Origin of the sequence: Cupriavidus sp. YR651, assembly GCF_900101625.1 — a bacterium.
Lineage (GTDB): Bacteria > Pseudomonadota > Gammaproteobacteria > Burkholderiales > Burkholderiaceae > Cupriavidus.
The window spans coordinates 213,987-234,091 of sequence record NZ_FMYZ01000004.1; the positions used below are offsets into that span (position 1 = coordinate 213,987).

Sequence of the window (20,105 nt, forward strand, 5' to 3'; positions counted from 1 at the left end):
CGTGGGCAGTCAGCGGGCAAGTCAGCCTGGCAATCAGGCTGCCACCGCCGTCGCACCTGCGTGAACTGCCTCGACAGTCACTTTTGAGGGGTATCGGCGCGATCAGCGCGGCTGAAACACGATGATTGCCATGCCGGCCACGGCCACCGTCACGCCGGTCAGGTCCCAGGGGCTCGGCCGCACGCCGTCGACCAGCCAGAGCCACAGGATGGCCACCGCGATATAGACGCCGCCGTACGCCGCATACACGCGGCCGGACGCATCGGGGTGGAGCGTCAGTAGCCAGGCAAAGATGGCCAGCGACGCGGCGCCGGGCACCAGCACCCAGGCGCTCAAACCCTGGCGCAGCCAGAGATAGGGCAGGTAGCAGCCGAGGATTTCCGCCAGCGCGGTCAGCAGATACAGCGCAACCGTCTTCATGCCGCGTCCGTGGCCTTGCCGTTGGCCGTGGCCTTCGTGGTGCTGGCGTTTCCTGCGGGCTTGCCCTTGCGCGCGGGCCGGGTTGCCGTCTTCGGCACCACCAGCTGTCCGCCCTTGTAGGGCACACGGCCCGACGGCACCACCGTCGCGGCCTGCTCCACGTGGTTTTCCTGATCGTCGAAGAACATGTGTGCGCCGAATGCCTGCAGCACCTGATCCTTGGCGAGTCCGCCGAGGAAAAAGGCTTCGTCGATCGCCACGTTCCATGCGCGCAGCGTGTGGATCACGCGGGTGTGCGCCGGGCTGTTGCGGGCGGTCACGATGGCGATGCGCACCGGACACTCGCCAGCCGGGAAATGCTGCTGGATCTCGGCCAGCCGCAGCAGCAGCTTGGCAAACGGGCCTTCCGCCATCGCGGTGTGGCGGTGCTTGTGTTCGTGGCGAATGAACGCGTCCAGCCCCTTTTGCTTGTAGATCCGCTCTGACTCGGGCGAAAACAGCACCGCGTCGCCGTCGAACGCGATGCGGATCTGGCCGGCAGGCGCCTGATAGCTTGGCGGTACGTCGTAGAGCTGCGCGGCGGCCACGCCGCCGTCGATGGCGGCCTGCACGTCGGCCGCGTCGCGCGAGAGAAACAGGTCCACCTTGAAGGCCTGCAGATAGCGGGCGATGGCCTCGCCACCGGTAAAGGCGGCGCGCGTGATGTCGAGCTTCGCGGCCTCGATCGCATTGAAGGCGCGCAGCCCGGTATCGGGAGAATTGCGGGAGATCACCACCACCTCCACCAACCGGCGGCCGGGGATGGCATGGTTCAGGCCCAGCAGCGCCTGCACCAGCGGAAACGCGGTGCCCGGTGCGAGCGGCTCGTCCTCATGCGCGCGCTGGTGCGCCGAATAGGCGTCCACGCCCTGGGTCTGGTAGAGGCGATTCTCCATTTCCAGGTCGAACAGCGCCCGGGACGAGATGCCGATGACGAGTTTGTCGGTGAGATCGTAGGCCATGCGCGCAAGTATAAGGGGCACGCGCGGTGGCCTATAAGTGCAGGCGGCGCGGCATTGATCGCGCTTGCGGAAGAGTCCCTTGCTTGCGCGGGCCCTTATCAGCAGGCCGACGGCTGCCTAGACTCCGGCACATCGGACCCCAACGGGTCCAGCCCAGGCCAAAGGAGCCGCCATGCCAGTCCGCCAGCTTCTGTATTCCGCGATTGCCGCGCTGTCCGCCGTCGCGCTGCTCGCCTTTGCCGGGCCGCCGGCCGCCAGCCAGCAAGTGGCCGGGGCCTCGCCGACGGCTACGCCACGGCCTGACGCAGCGCCTGCACCAGCGCCGCTACCCGCTCGTTGTCTTCCGGCTGGCGTCGCCACATGATGCCGACCGGCGGCAGGTCCCAGCTCAACGTGTACGGCAGCGCCGCCGCGTCCCCCAGTTCCACCAGTTCCGCCGCCACGGAGCGCGGCACGATCGTGATCGCGTCCGGCTGGCTGCGCAGCAGCGTGGCCATCGGCTTGATCGAATAGGTCTCCACGATGGGCAGCGGCGGCGCCACGCCGGCAATCGCGAACATCGTATTGATCGTGCGGCGCACCGGGGTGTGGGGTGGCGGCAGGATCCAGTCGAGCGCCGCCAGCCGTTTCCAGTCCAGCGCGCCGCGCGACAGCCGCGCCGCGGCGCGCGCCGGCACCACCAGCACCGGCTCTTCCCGGTAGAGCGGCTGCTGGACGATGTCTTCCCCCGCCAGATAGAACGACCGCGCGATCACGCAATCGAGCTCGTGCAGCCGCAGCGCGCTGACCAGTTCATCGGTCGTGCCCTCGCGCACCAGCACGGAGATCCGTGGCACGTGATGGAGTCCGTAAGCCAGTGCGGCATCCAGCACCGGGCGGGCCACGTATGGAATCACGCCAATCCGCAATCGCCCGCGCAGGCCAGCCTCGATCACCGTCAGCTCGCGCCCCAGCGCCTCGGCGTCCGCCAGGGCTACCCGGGCGTGCGCCAGCACCGCCACGCCCGTCGCGGTCGGCGTCAGGCCGTGCCGCGACCGCGAGAACAGCGGCGTCATGAAGATGTCCTCGATCTCCCGCAACGCCTTGGTCACGGCCGGTTGGGACAGGTTCAGCTCGGCCGCCACCCGGGAGATCGAGCGCTGGCGCTCCAGCGCCAGCAGCAGCGGCAAATGGCGCAGCCGCAGGCGGGACACCACGTTATGGAGCAGCTTGTCGGTGGAAATCGGCATGCGGGCAGGATCGATCCAGGGTTGTTTCGCCAGTCGTATAACCAGATGGGAATGCAACGATAAGTATTTCGATGCTTGCGGTTATTCTGGAATCCTATACTCAAATGCATTCCTTTGGAGTCATTTGCACATGTTCACGACCCGCCCGGAGATTGTCGGTACCTTTGGCGTTGCGGCTTCCACGCACTGGCTGGCCACCCAGACCGCCATGGGCGTGCTGGAGCGCGGTGGCAACGCGTTCGATGCGGCCGTCGCCGGTGGCTTTGTGCTGCAGGTGGTGGAACCGCACCTGAACGGCCCCGGCGGCGAGGTGCCGATCCTGTTCTGGGACGAGCGCGCCCGCGCGGTCCGTTCGGTGTGCGGGCAGGGCCCGGCGCCGGCGCTGGCCGACCCGGCCGCGCTGCGGGCCATGGGGCTGGAAATGATGCCCGGCATCGGCCTGATGCCGGCCACCGTGCCCGGCGCGTTCGGGGCGTGGCTGACCATGCTGCGCGATCACGGCACGTGGTCGCTGGCCGATGTGCTCGCCCCCGCCATCGGCTACGCGCGCAACGGTTTTCCGCTGGTGCCGCGAATTTCCCAGGCCATCCTGGCCGTCCAGTCGTTGTTCCGCGACGAATGGCACAGCTCGGCGGCGACCTGGCTGCCGGACGGCAAGGTGCCGCGCCCGGGCAGCCTGCATACGCTGCCGGTGCTGGCCGATACCTACACGCGCATCGTCGAGACCGCCGAGTCGGCGCACGACACCCGCGAAGGCCAGATCGATGCCGCCATGGATTGCTGGTATCGCGGCTTCGTCGCGCAGGAGATCGACGCCTATTGCCGCAAGACCCCGGTGCGCGACACCACCGGCGAGAAGCACACCGGCCTGCTGCGATTCGAGGACATGGAGCGCTGGGCGCCGACCGTGGAGGCGCCCGTGTCGATGGACTTCGGCCGCTACACCGTGGCCAAGTGCGATATCTGGAGCCAGGGCCCGGTCTTCCTGCAGCAGCTTGGCATGCTGCGCCATGCGGGGCTGGAAGCCCATGCGCCGGGGTCGCCCGAATTCGTGCACAAGATTGCCGAGGCCGCCAAGCTGGCGATGGCGGACCGCACCGCGTGGTATGGCGATCCGCGCTTTGTCGACAGCCCGCTCAAGGCGCTGCTCGATCCGCGATATCTCGCCGCGCGCGCCGCGCGGATCGGCGACCGCGCCGCGCTGACCATGGAACCCGGCACCCTCAACGGCATGGCGCCGCGCATGCCGGATCTCGGCGTCGCCGATCGCACGCTGGCCAGCGCCGATGTGCGCTTTGGCGTGGGCGAGCCGACCTTTGCCTCGCTGCCACCGGTGGCCGAATGGGCGGAGCGCGAGCTGTTTGTCGGCGACACCTGCCATATCGATGTGATCGACCGCCACGGCAACATGGTGGCGGCCACGCCGTCCGGCGGCTGGCTGTCGTCGAGCCCGACCATCCCGTCGCTTGGCTTTGCGCTGAATACGCGCCTGCAAATGACCTGGCTGGAGCCGGGACTGCCCAATACGCTGGCCCCGGGCAAACGCCCGTGCACCACGCTGTCGCCGTCACTGGCGCTGCGCGATGGGGAACCCTATATGGTCTTCGGCACGCCCGGGGGCGACCAGCAAGATCAGTGGTCGCTGGCATTCTTCCTGCGTCATGCCGTGCATGGCATGAACCTGCAGGAGGCCATCGATGCGCCGGCCTGGCACATCGACCATTTCCCGGGCTCGTTCTGGCCGCGCCAGACCGTGCTGAACCGGATCAGCGTGGAAGGGCGCATGCCGGGCGCCACGCTCGATGCATTGCGCGCACGCGGACATGAAGTGCGTGTGGGCGACGACTGGTCAGAAGGCCGGATGTCGGCGTGCACGCGGGAACGCGACGGCGCCGGCCGGCTGGTGCTGCGTGCCGGCGCCAATGCGCGCGGCATGCAGGGTTATGCCGTGGGTCGCTGATGGGGCGGCCGGGTTTGCGTGGAACGGGTTTGAACAAACAAGGGTCGCACAGGGTGGCCCGCCATATGGAAGAGGGAGTTGCAACATGAGGTCAGTCATCAAGAGCCTGCTGCGTGGCGCCGCCGCGCTGACGCTGTCGTTTGCCGCCGCTGCCGCCGGGGCGGCGGACGCCTATCCGAACAAGCCGGTCACGCTGATCGTGCCCTGGGCCGCCGGCGGTTCCACGGACATCCTGGCGCGTGTGTTGTCGGAACACCTGACCAAGGCGCTCGGCCAGCCCGTGATCGTGGACAACAAGCCCGGCGCATCGGGCAATATCGGCTCCGCGATGGTGGCCCGTGCCCAGCCGGACGGCTACACGCTGCTGGTCGGCTCCATGAGCACGCACGCGATGAATCCGGCGCTGATGGCCAACATGCCGTTCAAGGGCGTGGACGACTTCACGCCGCTGGGGCTGCTGGCCTACGTGACCAACACCATGGTGGTGAATCCGTCGGTGCCGGCCAATAACGTCAAGGAACTGATCGCGTATGCCAAGGCCAATCCCGGCAAGCTGGCCTATGCCAGCGCGGGCCCCGGCTCCACCAACCACCTGAGCGCGGTGCTGTTCGAGAAGATGGCCGGCGTGCAGATGCTGCACGTGCCGTACAAGGGTGGCGCCCCGGCGGTGGTGGACACCGTGGCGGGCCAGACCCAGTTGCTGTTCTCCGCCGGCACGCAAACGCTGCCGCACGTGAAGGCCGGCAAGCTGCGCCTGCTGGCAGTGACGGAATCGAAGCGGTCGGCGCTGCTGCCGAACGTGCCGACCGTCGGCGAGACTCTCCCGGGCTATGAACTGGCCGTGTGGTATGGCGCATTCGGCCCGAAGAACATGCCCGCCGATCTCGTCGCGCGCCTGAATCGCGAGATCAACAAGGCCATGTCGCTGCCCGAGGTCAAGGCCAAGATGGACGCGATCGGTGTCGAGACGGCCACGTCCACGCCGCAGGAGTTCGGCAAGATCATGCGCCGCGATGCGGACCGTTACGGCAAGCTGATCCGCGACCTCGGCATTCACGGGGAATGATCGTGTCACTGGACCAGCCTGGGCAGTGGCTCGCGCATTTCAATCCGCTGTGCGATGACCTGCGCCGCGCGGCCACGCCGGTGGCCGTGATGGACGCCGTGGGGCACGCCACGCTGGGGCTCGTGGGCCCCGGCCTCCTGACGATCAATGCGTGGCACGCGGCCAGCGGCGAGATCCAGCGCCTCTGGTCGTCGGACCCCGCCGCCTATCCGGTCGGCGGCAAGAAGGTCAAGGGCGATACGGCGTGGACGCGCCAGTTGCTGGTGCGCGGCGAAGTCTTCGTCGGCGAGGGCGACGAGGCGCTCGCTGCCGTGTTCGATGACATCGCCGTGATCCGTGGCCTGGGGCTGAATGGTGTGGTCAACGTGCCGCTTTGCGCGGGCGGCCGCGTGATCGGCACGTTCAACTATCTGGCCCAGGTCGATACCTGGACCGCGGAAGACATCACGGCCCTGAGCATGCTCGGTCAGCTGGCCATGCCAGCCGTTGCAGCTTTGACCGCAGCCCCGGCCCCCTGAGGCCGAGGGCTCGCTCGTGCGGGGGCGAGCACTACTCCGAAGTGCTCGCACTCCAGAACGCCTGGCCGATCACGCTGGCCGTGCCCAGTTGCGCGACCATCGCGTCCAGCGCATCCCCATCGACGGACGTGGCCACCAGCATGGCCTCGATCTCCACATCCTGTTCGCCAAACGCGCGCATCTCGAAGTCGCGGGTCGGATACTGAGCGGCTTCCAGCGCGTCTTCCAGCAGCCGTAGCGCCGCCTTCTGATGGGTGCGCGGCGCAATCACGTGCACCGTGTGCGTGACCTCCACCGCAGGCGTATCGATCGGCTGGCGGTTGATGCGGTCGGCCACGGGGCGCAGCAGCGTATTGGCCGCCAGCACGAACAGCGCGCCGATGCCGGCTTCGAGAATCAGGTCCGCGCCCGCGCAGGCCCCCACGGCGGCGGAACCCCATAGCGTTGCCGCCGTATTGAGCCCGCGCACATTGCCTTCCTCGCGCATGATGACGCCCGCGCCCAGGAAGCCGATACCGGACACCACGTAGGCCACCACGCGCACGGCCCCTTCATGTCCGGCCAGGTGATTGGCCATGTCCACGAAGATTGCCGCGCCCACGGCGACCAGCACGTTGGTGCGCAGGCCCGCCGTGCGCTGGCGGAACTGGCGCTCGTAACCGATGATCCCGCCCAGCACGAAGGCCGCCGCGAGGCTGATCGCCGTATCGAGCAGCGATTGAGGATTGATGTTTTGCAGGGCTTCCAGGGACATGTCGACGCATCCGTGCGGGCCAGAGTTGGCGCGATTGTGGCACAGGCATCTCGTCGGGTCAGCCGGCTGCACCGAACTTAGCCGTGCGGCGGAGGCCGTGAACCTCGCCGCAGCGGGGCGGCAGGGCGGCGGGGTTCAGGGACTTGTCAGAGGTCGAGCTGGAGGGTGGCCCCGACATTGCCGGGTTCCGCTTCCGCCGGCATGGCGCAGCAGATCAGCGCCTCGCCTTCCGGCACCGGGAATTCCGGCGGCTGGGCATAGGCCACGGCGCCCTGGACGATGGGCGTGCGGCACGATCCGCAGCTGCCGCCCCGGCAACTGAACACGGGCGACAGGCCGCGCGACTCCGCCAGCTCCAGCAGCGATCCGCCGCCCGGCGTCCAGCGGGCTTCCTTGCCGGACTGCACGAACATGACCGGTACTGCTTCCCGCGCGGGTTTGGCCGCCGGTGCCGCCGGGCCCGTTGCCGCGTCGCGGCGGCGCACGATCGACGCGCTGCCAAATGCTTCGGCATGGATGCGCGCGTCGGGCACGTTGAGGGCGCGCAGGCCGTCGTACAGGTCCTGCATGAAGCCGGTGGGGCCACACAGGTAGAAGTCGTAGTCGTCGAACGGCAGATGGGCGCGCAGCACGTCGATGTCGAGGCGGCCAGATTCGTCGTAGTCCATGCCGATCTGCGCGCCAGTCGGGTCGCTGAGCAGGCGCACGAGCCCAACGGCACCATTCGCGCTGGCGGCCAGCGCGGCCAGTTCCCGCGAGAACGCGCGCTCGCCTGCCGTGCGGGCGGCGTGGAAGAAGTACGTCGGCCGGATGCGGCGCTTGCGCAGGCCCTCGTAGACGATGTGCCGCAGCATCGCGAGCATCGGCGTGACGCCGATGCCTGCCGCCAGCAGCACGGCGGGCCGGCGTGCCGTGGCGTCGATGGTGAAGGCGCCGCCGGGCGCGCGCGCCTCGATGAGGTCGCCGACCTTCACGTGTTCGTGCAGGTGACGCGACACCTCGCCCTCGCGCTTGACGCTGATGCGGTAGACGCCGTCCGACGGTGCCACGGAGAGCGTGTAGGTGCGCATCACGGGCGTATCGTGGCCGGCGGGTGTCACGCGGATCGGCAGGAACTGGCCGGCCTGGTGCGGAATGCGTCCCGCATCGTCGGTCGGCGCCAGATGGAACGATCGCACCACGCTGCTCTCGTCGACGATCTGCGTCACGCGGAACGGACGCCACGTGTTGGCGAGGGCTGCGGCGCGCAGGCGGTCCGCGGCTTCGTCCCAGTTGCCTGTCATCAGCGAATTGGGCGACGCCCCTTGCGCTTCCGGCTGCCAGCGCAGTGGCAGCGCGGCCTCGCGGCGCACGATCTGCTCCGGGATAAAGCGCCACAGGCGCTCCGCGCCCTGGAAGGCGGCGATTTCGGGGGAATCGGTGATGACCTCGGCGCGGCCGGACAGTTGCAGCAGGTCGCCCGTGGCGTAGTCGGCAAACACCAGCCCGGCAGTCGGATTGACCATGAAATTGCCGAGCGTGTTGAAGAACAGGTTGCCGGCGAAGTCGGGAATCGTCAGGCCACCGTCGGCATCGATGCGCACGAAACCGGGCTTGCCGCCGCGATGCGACACGTCGACCTGGCGCTGACCTTCGGGCAGGTCGACGTACGACGCCACGAAGAACGTGTCGGCGTTGCCGATCAGCGTGCGGGCGCGCGCGTCGAGCGTGGTCATCCACTGCGGCGCGACCGGGCTCGGCACGGCCGGATCGCGGGTAAAGACGAACGCACGCTGCTGGATGTACTGCGGGCAGTTGCCGAAGCTCTGGCCAACCGCAATGCGGAAATGCCCCGCGCCGACGCGATGAATCGCGCCGTTCATGCGATTGCGCCGGCGCGTCATCGGGTCGATGCCGAGCAGCCCGATGGCGCCGCCGTCTTCCATGCCGGCGTCGGCCGGATCGGCCGCCTCACGACCGATCTTCACGTCCAGCAGGCGCGGGTCCGGTGAGTGCAGGAAGCCGGGATGGCTGGCGCGCAGCGTGGCCCAGACGCGGCCATCCGGCGCCACGGCGCCCAGCACCACGACGGGCAACTGGACGAAGAAGTCGCGGTGCTGGTCGGGCATGTAGTCGCGCACCACGCGCTTGCCCACCTCCGCCATGCGCGCATGCACACCTGCCACTTCCTGCAGCATGCGCTCGCCCGTGTGCCAGGGCAGGCCGGGGAGGAGAGAGGTATGTGCGGTCATGACGGGCTCCGGGTGTGGGGATGTGCGCTTCGGGGTTGCGGTCAGGCTTCCAGCCCGGCGCGGGATTTCTGGAATGCGACAAAGCCCGGCAGCGCTTCGATGCGCGCGAGCCATTGCCGTACGTTGGCGTAGGCCTCCAGGTCGACGAAGCCTTCCGGCGCACGCGCGGTGTAGCTGTAGAGCGCTACATCGGCGATGGTCGGATGATCGGCGGCGATCCACGAACGCCCCGCCAGTGCGTCGTCCATGCGCTTGAGCACGACATGGGCGCGGGCGATCACGGATTCGGCGTCCAGCGGCGCGCCGAACACGGTGATCAGGCGGGCGGCGGCCGGGCCGAAAGCGATGTCGCCGGCGGCCACGGACAGCCAGCGCTGCACGGCGGCGGCCGCGGCGGGGGTCTCCGGCAGCCAGTCGGTCTTGCCGAGCTTCTTGCTGACATAGACCAGGATGGCGTTGGAGTCCGGCACCACCGTGTCGCCATCCACCAGCACCGGCAACTGCCCGAACGGATTGAGCTTCAGGAACTCGGGTGCCTTGTGGGCGCGGGCAGCCAAGTCGACGTTTACTAGCTCGACGGGCTGGCCGATCAGGGACAGGAACAGGCGGGCGCGGTGCGAATGGCCGGACAGCGGGTGTACGTAAAGTTTCATGAGGGGTCCTCGGATTGGGGGTGCGTGGGGTGTTCGGTTATTGCGGCATTTGCAGCGAATACGCGTGGGGTGCCGCTGGAAACCACTATAGGTGCGCCCCGATGCACGAAAAACCGTCCACGGGAGAAGGGAATCTTCGGGATACGAGAAGAATGGCCCGGCCGGCGATCGGCGGCTTGGGGCCGGTGGCAGGGGGGCGGGGGTGGCAGGCAGCGGCGGATGGCGGCGGGTGGCATCAACCCGCCTCAACCAGTCGAACCGGCCAAACCAGCCGATCTGGCTGACCCGGCCAAGCCGGGCTCAACCGGGGCTCAATCGGCCCTGACTTGCCAGCGCCGGCTCAGTTCAGCGATTTGTCGGCCCGCAGGGTGTCGACCGCCAAGTCGATAAAGGCCCGCACCTTGTGCATGGCATGGCGGCCCTCGCGGTGGATCACGCTGATGGGCAGCGGTGGCGGCTCGAAATCGGCGAGGATGATGCGCAACTTGCCATCCCAGAGTTCGCTGGCGATCTGGTACGACAGGACCCGCGCCAGCCCGAAGCCGGCGACGGCGGCGGCAATCGCCGAGTCGTTGGTGGTGGTGGCCATGCGCGGCGACAGGCGGGTGGGCAGCGGTTCGTCGCCCCGCGTGAAGCGCCACTCGGGCAGGGTGGAGATGCCGGTGGTCTGGATGATCGAATGACGCGCCAGGTCGTCCGGGGTGTCGGGAACGCCATGCCGGGCCAGGTATTCCGGCGAGGCACAGACCACGCGCCGCACGCGGCCGACGGATACCGCCTGCAGCGACGAACTGGGCAGCTCGCCGATGCGGATGCCGACGTCGATGCCCTCATCCACGAAGTTGACGATTCGGTCGACGAACAGGCAGCTGATATCGACCTCGGGAAAGCGGCGCAGGTATTCCACGACGATCGGCGTCACGAACTTGCGGCCGAACAGCACCGACGCGGTGATCGCCAGCAGGCCACGGGGCGCGGCATGGGCACCCGTGGTGGCCAGCTCGGCCTCCTCGATCTCGGCCAGGATGCGGCGGCAGTTCTCGAAGTACGCGGCGCCGGTGTCGGTGGGACGCACCAGCCGGGTGGTGCGCGTCAGCAGGCGCACGCCGAGGTGAGTCTCCAGTTCGGTGACGATGCGACTGACGACGGACAGCGAGACGTCGAGCTTGCGTGCGGCGGGCGTAAAGCCACCGCTCTCCACCACGGTGACGAAGGTCTTCATGGCCTGCAGTCGATCCACGCGCGGTTCTCCCTGAGAATTTCCGGCCGGTCTGTCGGGGCTGTGCGGGGGCGGCGGCCGGTCCGGTGCCCGGGAGTATATCGGGTGGATCGCCGGGCCGGGATGGGCGACGGCTGGCCTGTGGAATCAAACCTGGTCGTGCAGGATGCCCCTGGCCGTGGCGACGAACCGCTGCACATGCCGGTCATCGGTCCCTTCGCGGGTGGCCAGCGCGATGCCGATGTGCGCGGCGGGCTTGGGGCTGGTCAGGCGCAGGAAGCGCACCCGCCGGTTGGTATAGCGCACGGTCACGCCGGGCACGAGCGCCACGCCGAGCCCGCTTTCCACCAGGCTGACGATGGTCTGCACCTGCACCGCCTCCTGCGTCACGCGCGGCACGAAGCCGGCTTGCTGGCATAGCAGCATGGCCACGGCCTGCAGGTTCGGTACGTCGGCGCTCGGATGCATGATGAAGGGCTCGTCGGCCAGTGCGCGCAGCGCGATGCTGTCCCGCCCGGCAAAGCGGCTTTCCGCCGGCACGGCGGCGACGAAGGTATCGGATTCCAGCGGCGTCAGCGTATAGGGGCCGGAGCTCAGGATCGGAAAACGCACCAGTCCGGCATCGAGCTGGCTGTGTTCCAGACGGTCGAGGATCGCCGCCGACGTGGATTCGTGCAGGATCAGCTCGATGCCGGGATGCGCCGCGCGAAATGCGGGAATCAGGCGCGGCAGCAGGGCATAGGTGGCGGAGCCGACAAAGCCGATGCGCAGCGCACCGCGTTCCCCATGTGCGGCGGATACCGCCGCGGCGCGCGCCTGGTCGGCGTGAAAGAGGGCGCGACGCGCATCGCCCAGCGCGGCTTCCCCGGCCTGCGTCAGCCGCACGCCGCGTGTGGTGCGCACAAACAGCGGCGTGCCCAGCGACTCCTCAAGCTTGCGGATGGAAATGGATAGCGGCGGCTGCGCCATGTGCAGGCGTTCCGCCGCGCGGTGGAAGTTGCCGGTCTCGGCAAGCACGACAAACTGCTGGAGCTGGCGCAGGTCCATGGCGATATCCATCCAATATCGATTCCTAAAAATCTAATATTAGACGCAAGCAGTCCGGCTGCACTACTCTCTGTTCTCGACAAGGAGGCGGCGCGGTGCCCGGGCATGTTGCGGCGCGGCATGCGCCGACCTCCGATAACAGAAGGAGACAGGCATGTTGCCCCTATCCGGCATCCGCGTGATCGACCTGTCGACGGTCGTGATGGGCCCGTACGCCAGCCAGTGGCTGGCCGACCTGGGCGCCGAAGTCATCAAGGTGGAGCCGCCCGAGGGCGATTCCACGCGTCGCACGGGCCCGGCCACCGAAGATGGCATGTCCGCGATTTTTCTTGGCGTGAACCGCAGCAAGAAGAGCGTGGTGCTGAACCTGAAGCTGCCCGCCGCCCAGGCCGCGCTGCACCGGCTGCTGGCCACCGCCGACGTGTTCATGCACAGCATGCGGCCGCAGAAGCTGGCGAAGCTCGATCTCGATCCCGCCAGCGTGATGGCGCGTCATCCGAAGCTCGTGTACGTAAGCCTGCTCGGCTTTGCGGAGGACGGTCCGTATGGCGGCCGGCCCGCCTATGACGACATCATCCAGGGCCTGTCCGGCAACGCGGCGCTGATGGCGGCGCAGACCGGCACCGTGCGCTACTTCCCGACCATTGCGGCGGACAAGACCAGCGGGCTGGTGGCCGCGCTGTCGATTTCGGCGGCCATCGCCGGACGCGAGCGGCAGGGCGGCAAGGGGTCGATGGTGGAGGTGCCGATGTTCGAGTCGATGGTGGCCTTCAACATGGTCGAGCACCTGTACGGCCAGCACTTCGAGCCGCCGCGCGGGCAGGCGGGCTATCCCCGCGTGCTGGCGCCGCTGCGCCGTCCGTACCAGACGGCGGACGGCTACGTCTGCATGATGCCGTACACCGACGCGCACTGGCGCGACTTCTTCAAGGCGTCGGGCCGGGACGACCTGGCCGCCGACGCGCGCTTTGCCGATATCGCCGCCCGCACGCGCCATATCGAGACGCTCTACGAGATCACCGGCGAACTGGTGCGCGAGCAATCCACCGACGAGTGGCTGGCGCTGTGCGAGACGCTGCAGATTCCCGTGGCGCGCGTCAACGACCTCGACGAACTGGTCGACGATCCGCACCTGAAGGAGACGGGATTCTTCGAGCAGCTCGATGACCCGTCGATGGGCACGTTGCGTTTTCCGGGCGCGCCGGTGCGCTTCGATGGCGCGCGCGCACGCGCGGCCGTGCCACCCCGGCTCGGGGAGCATACGCGCGACGTGCTCGCCGATGCCGGCCTGAGCGACGCCGATATCGACGCCCTCGGGGAAGAGGGCGCCGCGTTTTGCGCAACATCCGGCGCGCGGCGCTGAACGCCCCCCACGATCAAGGAGACGACATGACCCAAGCACAACCGCAGCGCCTCGGCCAGGGCTTTTACTGGCAGGACATTCGCGAAGGCCAGGTTTTCCAGACCTTCCGCCGTACCGTGACGGAGACGGACCTCGTCAACTTCATCTCGGTCACCGGCATGCTGGAGGCCATCTTCATCGAGGAAGGCTACGAAGGCGGCGCGATCAAGGGGCGGCCGGTCCCGGCCGCGCTGACGTACTCGCTGATCGAGGGCTTCATCCTGCAGACGATGATCCAGGGCACCGGTCTGGCGATGCTGGAACTGACGCAGAAAATCCTGGGGCCGGTGGTCGTCGGCGACACCATCCACGCCAGGATCACCGTGACCGGCATCCGCCCGACATCGCGCAGTGGCCGCGCGGTCGTGGATTCCAGTATCGAGGTCTTCAACCAGCGCAACGAACTGGTCATGACCTACACGGCGCGGCGCCTGCTGGCCGGACGCTAGCCGCACGGCGGCGGCCCAACGCATTTACCGGAGGAGACAACCATGCCAATCCAGAGCATAAATGCCAGGCATCGCACCGAACCCCGCGCGCGGGCGCGCCGCCTGTGGCGGCTGACCTTTGCGGCGGTCGCGCTGACGCCATTCACCCTGCCCGCGATGGCGGGGGAGTTTCCCGATCATCCGATCAAGCTGGTGGTGCCCTTCCCGCCGGGCGGCCCCACGGACCTCGTTTCGCGGGTCATCGCGAAGAAGATGTCCGACGATCTGGGCCAGCAGGTGGTGGTGGACAATCGCCCCGGCGCCAACGGCAATATCGCGGGCGAGATGGTGTCCAAGGCCCCGGCGGATGGCTATACGGTGCTCTACAACACCTCGTCGATCGCCCTGAGCCCCGCGCTCTACAAGAAGCTGCCCTACGACGTGAAGCGCGACTTCGCCCCGGTGGCGATGACGGCGATGGTGCCGCTGGTGCTGGAAGTCAATGCGCAGGTGCCGGTCAGCAACGTGGCGGAGTTCATCGCCTGGCTGAAGGCCAACCCCGGCAAGATGACCTACGGATCGGCGGGCAATGGCAACGTGACGCACCTGGCGGCGTTCCTGTTCCTGCAGGCCAACGGGCTGGACGCCGTGCATGCGCCCTACAAGGGCAGCGCGCCGGCGCTGACGGATCTGGCCGGCGGGCAGGTGCAGTTCATGACCGATACGATCAACTCGTCGCTGCCGTTCATTCGCGACAAGCGCATGAAGGCGCTGGCGGTGACCAGCAGCTCGCGCAGCTCCCAGCTGCCGGACGTGCCGACCGTGGCGGAGACCGTGAAGCCGGGCTTCGATGTCGGCGCCTGGCAGGGCATGCTCGTGCCGGCGAAGACGTCGCCCGAGATCGTGAAGAAGCTGAACGCCGCCACGCTGAAGGCCCTGGCATCGCCCGACGTGCGCGCCAGCCTGGCCGCGCAAGGCGCGGAGCCGCGCGGATCGAGCCCGGAAGCCTATGGCAAATACCTGGCGCAGGAGATCGACCGCTGGCAGAAGGTGGTCAGGGATTCCGGCGTGACGCTGGACTGATGCATCGCGGAGACATGAATTGAGTTCCTTGTTTGGCACCTTCCAGCTCACCGCCTTGCCGCCGGAAGCCGCCGCGTTCCGGCGGCAGGTGAAAGCGTTCCTGGCCGAGCATTTGCCAGTGTTGCCCCCGGACGTGCGGGCCCGGTCGTGGATGGGATTCGACGCGGATTTCAGCCGCGCGCTGGCCCGGCGCGGCTGGGTCGGCATCACGCTGCCCGCGCAATATGGCGGGGCCGGGCTGGATGCCTTCTCGCGCTTCGTGCTGGTGGAGGAACTGCTGGCGTGCGGCGCGCCGGTCTCCGCCCACTGGATCGCCGACCGGCAAAGCGGACCGCTGATCCTGCGGTATGGCAATGATGCGCAGCGCGCGTTCTACCTGCCGCGCATCTGCCGTGGCGAAGCCTTTTTCTGCATCGGCATGAGCGAGCCGAATTCCGGTTCCGACCTGGCGAGCGTCGCGACGCGCGCCGCGCCCTTGCCGGACGGTGGATGGCGCCTGACCGGCCGCAAGATCTGGACGACCAACGCGGACCGTTGCCAGTACATGCTGGCGCTGGTGCGTACGTCGGGGGAATGCGGCGACCGGCAGAAGGGCCTGTCGCAGGTCATCGTCGATCTGTCCGCACCGGGCGTGGCGATTCGACCGATCCGCGACCTCGCCGGTGACGCGCATTTCTCGGAGGTCAGTTTCGAAGACGTGGTGCTTCCCGCCGACGCGCTCGTCGGCAAGGAGGGTGCGGGGTGGGAGCAGGTCAACGCGGAGCTGGCGTTCGAGCGCAGCGGGCCGGAGCGGCTGTATTCGAGCGTGGTGCTGCTCGATGCGTGGATCGGCGCGCTGCGGCGGCTGCCGGCGGTGCAGCGGGATGTGGTGACGGTTGGCCGCCTGGTGGGCCGTCTGGCCACGCTGCGGGCGATGTCGCTCGCGGTGACGGCGCGCTTGGCGGCGGGGGAGAGCCCGCTGGTGGAAGCGGCGCTGGTCAAGGACCTCGGCACGGAACTCGAACAGTCCATCGGTACGCTGGCCGAGGCCGCGCTGGGTGACGATCCGGAACTCGCGGCGGACCCGGAGCTGTACCGCACGGCTGCCTACGTCAGCGTGGTCTCGCCGACCTATTCGCTGCGCGGCGGTACGCGCGAAATCCTGCGCGGCATGATCGCGCGCGGCCTTGGGTTGCGCTGAGCGGAGATCGACGATGCACAATGCTTATTCAGACGCACTCGACGCCATGCTGCGCGACCACAGCACGCCCGCAGCGGTGCGCGCCATCGAAGCGGGCGGCAGCCCCATGGCCCTCTGGCGGATGTTGCAGGAGAGCGGCTTTGCCGATTGCCTGTTGCCGGAAGCGGCGGACGGTGCCGGCCTGCCCCTGTGCGAGGTGGCGCCGATGCTGTTTGCGATCGGACAGCACGCGTTGCCGTTGCCACTTGGCCAGACGATGCTGGCGCGCGCGGTGCTGCACGGCGCGGGCGTATTGGTGCCCGACGCCCCGATCGCGCTGGCGACCTTCGATGGCGCGGGCCGGACGCATGTGCCCGGCGGGGCCACGGCGACGTGGTTTCTCGTGCAGGACGGCAGCCACGCCGCGATGGTGCATCGCGATGAGGCCGATATCGCCGGCAACGGCGTGCACGGGGACCTCGGCGTGACGATCGCGCGCTCGCCGGCAAGCAGCTTTCCGCTGCCCGCCGGCACGTTGCGGACGATCGGGGCTTGCGTTCACGCGGCGCAGATGGCGGGCGCCTTGTCGCGCGTGTTCGACATGACCTTGCAGTACGCCAACGATCGTGCGCAGTTCGGGCGGCCTATCGGCAAATTCCAGGCGATCCAGCATCAGATCAGTGTGATGGCCGAGCACGTGGCGGCGGCGCGCATGGCGGCGCAGATCGCCTGCGCATCCGACGGCTGGCAGCCGGAGCGCATGCGTGCAGCCATCGGCAAGCTGAACGCCAGCGAGGCGGTGACACCCGTCACGTCGATGGCCCATGCGGTGCATGGCGCGATCGGTGTGACCGAGGAATATGACTTGCAGCTCTACACGCGTCGGCTGCATGCATGGCGGCTGGCGGACGGGTCGGAGCGGTTCTGGGCGAGGGAGATCGGCGAGGCGACCTGCGACGCGGGCGTCGGCACGGTGGATGCCCTGCGGGGGTGGAGCACGGACGCCGTGTGAGACGACGCCTCCCCTAAAGGAGGCGCGTCGACGAGCCAGTCACGCGGCAGCCGCCCCTTGGAAGTCAGGGGCGGCTGCCGGCAATCACGGCCCGATTGTTGGTGGTTATGCTTCGGCCAGAATCTGTTGAATGGCTTGCTCGAAGGCTTCGACGGGTTGCCCGCCGCTCACCAGGTAGCGATTATTGAAAATGATCGCCGGCACCGACTGGATGCCCATCGACTGGTATTGCCCTTCTTCCGCGCGGACCTCATCGGCATAATTGTTGCCTTGCAGCACCTTGCGAGCCTCGGCGGCGTTCAGGCCTACCGATTCCGCCGCGTCGACCAGCACGTCGTGGTTGCTCGGGTCCTTGCCCTCGCCATGGTAGGCCCGCAGCAATGCCAGCTTGAGCGGCACCTGCTTGCCTTCGATGGCGGCCCATTGCAGCAGGCGGTGCGCGTCGAAAGTGTTATAGATGCGATTTCGCGGGCCGAATTCAAAGCCGACGCTGGCGCCACGCTCGCGGATCATGACCTGGGCCTCGGCGACTTGTGCCGGCGTGCGTCCGTATTTCTTGCCGACATAATCGACAATCGCCTCGCCGCCCGGCGGCATCTCCGGATTCAGTTCAAAGGGGTGCACGACGATCTCGGCGTCGACCGCATCGCCAAGGCGCGTCAGCGCCATTTGGAGCGAGGACAGGCCGATAGCGCACCACGGGCAGGCGATATCGGAGACAAAATCAATTCTGAGCGGTTGTGTCATGGCTTTTACGGCGCAAATGACCGCCTGCGCGGTCGTTCTGATCGATAGGGGAAACAGGGTAGAGAGGGTAGCCCGAAACGTGAATGTTTGCAGGGCGCCGGGTTGGCCGTCCCGGTGAGGCTCGTTCGGAACCGTGCCTGTGGCGGTCGCCGGGCTTTTTGCCTTGCTATCGCTCGAAGGAGAGAACCGGCAGAATACCTGGGCGATATTCTCGTCGGCCGTTGGGTAAGCGCTACCTGACAAAAAGGTCGTCATAAACCAGGCGAAACGACACCAGTGTTCGCACGATGTCGCCGGGGCCCACTGCCGGATTCCCGGTGGAGGCTGCGCCTGCTGGCTTGGTCTTTCGTGGGGTCAGTGGCGGCGTCGACAGGCCTACAGGTTGCGGGAGTTTTATCCCGATAATCTTGTAAGGCACACGCACCACGATTTGGGCGGCATAGGTCTTCAGCTCCCATCCCGCATTCTCGCCTTTCGCCCCCGGCAACAAGGTCGCCCGATAGACTCCCGTGAGCCCCGGTGGAAACTTCTGAGGGCTGACAAGTGGCGGGTAGAGTTCGGGCGGCCGATCCCAATGGAATGGTGGAAAGACCTCGTGAATATCAGACCAACTGAATAACGTGAACGACTCTGGCTTAAGCCCATCGACCGGAACCCCCGCATTGCTAACCATCAGGTAAAGCTCGGCTTCCAGTCGATTGTGCAGGCGCACAAATGCATCAAGTTGCAGGCTCATAGGGGCTCCTCAGTTTCGGGAATCGCACGAAGCGGGACAAGCGGATAGACCCCGACCCGGTCTACACCTCCCTGGTATCGAAGATGAGCAGATCCACACCAGCCTGCGCAAAGTTCGCCAAATCCGCTGCCGCTGCGGCACCCTCCGGCGACGCCATTCCCTGCTGAATCGCTGCCAGGGAATCGAAGCTCAATAGCGCCACCAGATGGAAAGGCGACTCCCCGGCAGGCGTGCCTACCGGGCCGCTGCTGACCTCGTAGCCGCGCAAGCCGGGGATTTTCTTGGCGATCGGGATGTGTTTGGAGAAGTAGTGTGAATCGAACGCTGCGATGTCCGCGGGCTTCTTGTACAACGCCATGAGCTTTGCCATCTTGCTTTCTCCGGTTGTGAAGCGTTGACGTAGCCCGTTCTTTTTAGGACGGAAGAACGATCGACGCAATCCTTTCCATACACTGCAACCTCAGGCCTCGTGTGGAGCGTTTCGTGTAGATCAAGCCTGAGGCGTACATAAGGGCTGAGGCCGCCTGCCGGGAATCAATTGGCCAATAGCGGCTCGATAACTCGATCAGCAGTACCTGGAACACCAGTCCGCAGCATGCAGGATGTGAACGGGTACAAACCGCCGATCCGTGTCGCTACTCAACGCCAGTGCCTTCAGATAATTCTTGCGCGCAGAATCAAAATCTCCGTGCTCCTCGCTTGTGAAACCTATGTCCTCCAGCTTGATGGCAACAAGAAGATTCAAATCCGTATCAGGGACTCCATCAACACGACTTTTCCGCACGAAGGCGTCCATGGCTTCGTACGATCCGCCCCATCGCGGCTGGAGATGCACCATGTACCTCCCGCGCATCAAAATGTTCCGGGGGTAGAGTTTGTTCCCTCGACGAAGGAGTTCATCGGCTTGCTCGTAGTCGCCTTGCCGTAACGTAATGTTCAAGAGGTTAAGTATCGCCAGGTACGATCGCGGATTCAGATCAAGCGCCTTGTAGAGATCCTTCTTCGCAATCTCGAACTGCTCCTGCATGAAACGCACATTGGCAGCAGGCGTTTCCTGCATATACCGCGTGCCGCGCCGAAACTCGCCGAGCTTGCGGTAATAGGTTCCACGTGCCAAGTGGGCAACGTACGAATTCGGCCGCTGTTTCGTCCATTCGGTCATCTCATTCGAGAAAACGTCCTCCTGTTGGTAGAAGGGCTTGAAGGCGTCCACCAAGTCGTACTCATTCAGTTTGCCTTGCTCGAACCCGGCCTCTTTCATCCGGAGCACCTTTTCGATCGTGTCGAATTGCTTCGCACGAAGGGCCTTTTGCACATCAAGCTCCTCCGCACTGCACACGCTTGCCCAGAACAGGAACACCACGGCCAATATTTGGGTACATCGACGCACTCTCGTCTCCTTTGAAGTATTTCCTTGCGCCATCACCTTGTCCGGATATC

Annotated in this window: 20 protein-coding genes; 8 read left to right on the top strand and 12 right to left on the bottom strand. The window is 66.9% G+C overall.

Features of this window, described 5'->3' with window-relative positions; all coding sequences use genetic code 11:
* Positions 1-102: 102 nt before the first annotated feature.
* The 3 genes from BLR29_RS13620 to BLR29_RS13630 form a co-directional block, all read right to left on the bottom strand.
* Positions 103-420 carry a YnfA family protein gene (locus tag BLR29_RS13620; protein ID WP_092137534.1) on the bottom strand — a complete coding sequence of 106 codons (318 nt, stop codon included), beginning with the start codon at positions 418-420 and terminating at the stop codon, positions 103-105.
* Positions 417-1,421, bottom strand: a complete 1,005-nt coding sequence (locus BLR29_RS13625) for a 5'-nucleotidase (protein ID WP_092137535.1) — start codon at positions 1,419-1,421, stop codon at positions 417-419. The genes BLR29_RS13620 and BLR29_RS13625 overlap by 4 nt, the downstream gene beginning before the upstream one ends.
* Positions 1,422-1,708: 287 nt before the next feature.
* Complete coding sequence (locus tag BLR29_RS13630) at positions 1,709-2,650, bottom strand: LysR family transcriptional regulator (RefSeq protein WP_092137536.1); 942 nt, start codon at positions 2,648-2,650, stop codon at positions 1,709-1,711.
* A gap of 130 nt (positions 2,651-2,780) precedes the next feature.
* Between BLR29_RS13630 and BLR29_RS13635 the strand changes: the two genes are divergently transcribed.
* The 3 genes from BLR29_RS13635 to BLR29_RS13645 all read left to right on the top strand — a co-directional run bounded on the left by BLR29_RS13635 (position 2,781) and on the right by BLR29_RS13645 (position 6,194).
* Entirely contained in the window at positions 2,781-4,610 is a 1,830-nt protein-coding gene (locus BLR29_RS13635) for a gamma-glutamyltransferase family protein (RefSeq protein ID WP_092137537.1), read from the top strand.
* A gap of 85 nt (positions 4,611-4,695) precedes the next feature.
* On the top strand, positions 4,696-5,676 hold the full coding sequence (locus tag BLR29_RS13640; protein ID WP_092137538.1) for a Bug family tripartite tricarboxylate transporter substrate binding protein: 981 nt from the start codon (positions 4,696-4,698) through the stop codon (positions 5,674-5,676).
* Entirely contained in the window at positions 5,673-6,194 is a 522-nt protein-coding gene (locus tag BLR29_RS13645; RefSeq protein ID WP_092137539.1) for a GAF domain-containing protein, read from the top strand. The genes BLR29_RS13640 and BLR29_RS13645 overlap by 4 nt, the downstream gene beginning before the upstream one ends.
* Before the next feature lie 31 nt (positions 6,195-6,225).
* On the opposite strand, the gene BLR29_RS13650 is transcribed toward BLR29_RS13645, so the two are convergent.
* From BLR29_RS13650 to BLR29_RS13670, 5 genes are all read right to left on the bottom strand, one after another.
* Positions 6,226-6,948, bottom strand: a complete 723-nt coding sequence (locus BLR29_RS13650; protein ID WP_218132696.1) for an MgtC/SapB family protein — start codon at positions 6,946-6,948, stop codon at positions 6,226-6,228.
* Positions 6,949-7,094: 146 nt separating this feature from the next.
* Complete coding sequence (locus BLR29_RS13655) at positions 7,095-9,179, bottom strand: 2Fe-2S iron-sulfur cluster-binding protein (protein WP_092137540.1); 2,085 nt, start codon at positions 9,177-9,179, stop codon at positions 7,095-7,097.
* Positions 9,180-9,220: 41 nt separating this feature from the next.
* Positions 9,221-9,832 (bottom strand): glutathione S-transferase family protein, encoded by a 612-nt coding sequence (locus tag BLR29_RS13660; RefSeq protein ID WP_092137541.1) that lies wholly within the window; start codon positions 9,830-9,832, stop codon positions 9,221-9,223.
* Between the two features lie 340 nt (positions 9,833-10,172).
* Positions 10,173-11,072: a LysR family transcriptional regulator gene (locus BLR29_RS13665; RefSeq protein ID WP_092137542.1), complete on the bottom strand. Its 900-nt coding sequence runs from the start codon at positions 11,070-11,072 to the stop codon at positions 10,173-10,175.
* 126 nt (positions 11,073-11,198) lie between these two features.
* Positions 11,199-12,098, bottom strand: a complete 900-nt coding sequence (locus tag BLR29_RS13670) for a LysR family transcriptional regulator (RefSeq protein WP_092137805.1) — start codon at positions 12,096-12,098, stop codon at positions 11,199-11,201.
* A gap of 154 nt (positions 12,099-12,252) precedes the next feature.
* Here BLR29_RS13670 and BLR29_RS13675 point away from each other — a divergent pair, with 154 nt between their 5' ends.
* From BLR29_RS13675 to BLR29_RS13695, 5 genes are read left to right on the top strand one after another with little or no spacing between them, the layout of a single operon-like run.
* Positions 12,253-13,461, top strand: a complete 1,209-nt coding sequence (locus tag BLR29_RS13675; RefSeq protein ID WP_092137543.1) for a CaiB/BaiF CoA transferase family protein — start codon at positions 12,253-12,255, stop codon at positions 13,459-13,461.
* A gap of 26 nt (positions 13,462-13,487) precedes the next feature.
* Positions 13,488-13,949 carry a MaoC family dehydratase gene (locus tag BLR29_RS13680; protein WP_092137544.1) on the top strand — a complete coding sequence of 154 codons (462 nt, stop codon included), beginning with the start codon at positions 13,488-13,490 and terminating at the stop codon, positions 13,947-13,949.
* A 42-nt stretch (positions 13,950-13,991) separates the two neighbouring features.
* Positions 13,992-15,011 (top strand): Bug family tripartite tricarboxylate transporter substrate binding protein, encoded by a 1,020-nt coding sequence (locus BLR29_RS13685; RefSeq protein ID WP_092137545.1) that lies wholly within the window; start codon positions 13,992-13,994, stop codon positions 15,009-15,011.
* 19 nt (positions 15,012-15,030) lie between these two features.
* Positions 15,031-16,191, top strand: coding sequence for an acyl-CoA dehydrogenase family protein (locus tag BLR29_RS13690; RefSeq protein WP_092137546.1), 1,161 nt, complete (start codon positions 15,031-15,033; stop codon positions 16,189-16,191).
* A gap of 13 nt (positions 16,192-16,204) precedes the next feature.
* On the top strand, positions 16,205-17,182 hold the full coding sequence (locus tag BLR29_RS13695; protein WP_092137547.1) for an acyl-CoA dehydrogenase: 978 nt from the start codon (positions 16,205-16,207) through the stop codon (positions 17,180-17,182).
* A gap of 105 nt (positions 17,183-17,287) precedes the next feature.
* Here the strand turns inward: BLR29_RS13695 and BLR29_RS13700 are convergent, their stop codons facing one another.
* From BLR29_RS13700 to BLR29_RS13715, 4 genes are all read right to left on the bottom strand, one after another.
* Positions 17,288-17,929 (bottom strand): DsbA family oxidoreductase, encoded by a 642-nt coding sequence (locus BLR29_RS13700; RefSeq protein ID WP_092137548.1) that lies wholly within the window; start codon positions 17,927-17,929, stop codon positions 17,288-17,290.
* A 232-nt stretch (positions 17,930-18,161) separates the two neighbouring features.
* A complete protein-coding gene (locus BLR29_RS13705) occupies positions 18,162-18,665 on the bottom strand; it encodes a hypothetical protein (protein WP_092137549.1) in 504 nt (167 codons plus the stop codon).
* A gap of 61 nt (positions 18,666-18,726) precedes the next feature.
* Entirely contained in the window at positions 18,727-19,035 is a 309-nt protein-coding gene (locus BLR29_RS13710; RefSeq protein ID WP_092137550.1) for an EthD family reductase, read from the bottom strand.
* Positions 19,036-19,230: 195 nt separating this feature from the next.
* A complete protein-coding gene (locus tag BLR29_RS13715; protein WP_176860948.1) occupies positions 19,231-20,055 on the bottom strand; it encodes a tetratricopeptide repeat protein in 825 nt (274 codons plus the stop codon).
* Between the last annotated feature and the right edge of the window lie 50 nt (positions 20,056-20,105).